This window comes from Actinomadura sp. BRA 177 (assembly GCF_013372625.1).
Lineage (GTDB): Bacteria > Actinomycetota > Actinomycetes > Streptosporangiales > Streptosporangiaceae > Spirillospora.
On sequence record NZ_JABXFD010000197.1, the window covers coordinates 1 to 904 of the forward strand.

At 67.4% G+C, this 904-nt stretch carries 1 protein-coding gene and 1 pseudogene; both read left to right on the forward strand.

Features of this window, described 5'->3' with window-relative positions; all coding sequences use genetic code 11:
- A pseudogene (locus HUX53_RS06945) lies at window positions 1-364 on the forward strand (hypothetical protein); the annotation flags it as partial.
- A gap of 226 nt (window positions 365-590) precedes the next feature.
- Window positions 591-800, forward strand: a complete 210-nt coding sequence (locus tag HUX53_RS06950) for an MbtH family protein (protein ID WP_176402335.1) — start codon at window positions 591-593, stop codon at window positions 798-800.
- Window positions 801-904: the final 104 nt, after the last annotated feature.

Consider the following 904-nt stretch of genomic DNA (forward strand, 5'->3'; position numbering starts at 1 on the left):
GTCCGGGAGCGCGGCGGCCGGGACCGCGGCCGCGGCCGGGACCGCCGGGGTGACCGCCATGCGGCCCGAGCCGCCGCGGCCGGTGCTCCCCGATCTCCCCGACCTCCCGGGCATCTTCGCGCGGCTGCGCAAGGACCCATCGCTCCGCTTCACCGAGGCGGGCCGGACGCTGCTGCGGATGTTCGACGCGTGCCAGGCGGTCGTCCGGGAGGAAGAGGCGATCAAGAGCGGGCTGCCGCCGCACTGCCTGCCCTCGCTGGCCGAATTGAGCCACGCCTACGCGTCGGTGCTGCAGTCGTTCGCGGCGGAACTCCGCGGCCTCCAGCCGGTGCGGCCGGCCGAGGGCCGCGAGAACGTGGGCTGAAACGGACGCGGAACACGTCCGGATAACACGTATTTCCAAGGGTGCTCAACTGCCGCCCTGCCGCGGTTGAACACCCCCTTGAGCATGCCTGTTCAACCGCCTCTGTATCGGCTCGGTTGACCCTGGGGTCTACCGATCGTTAATCATTGTCTGCATGGGGCCGGAGCCATGGAAAAGTGGACCGGCCCGGCTGTTCGGTCTCGTTCGCTCCTGAAGGGACGGCGTTGTGACGAATCCTTTCGAAGACCCCGATGCCAGCTACCTGGTCCTCGTCAACGACGAGGGGCAGCATTCGCTCTGGCCGGTGTTCGCCGAGGTGCCCGACGGGTGGAAGTCGGTGTTCGGTGAGGCCGGCCGGCAGGACTGCCTGGACTACATAGAGAAGTCCTGGACGGACATGCGGCCCAGAAGCCTGATCGAGGCGATGGACAAGTAGGGTCCGCGTTCCGGCTGCGCCGCACTGATTCCCAGGATGTTGTGATCCCGTCCTGGGAATCATTATTCTCGGCCGGGCCGATAACACTTCTCGATGGGGCTGGA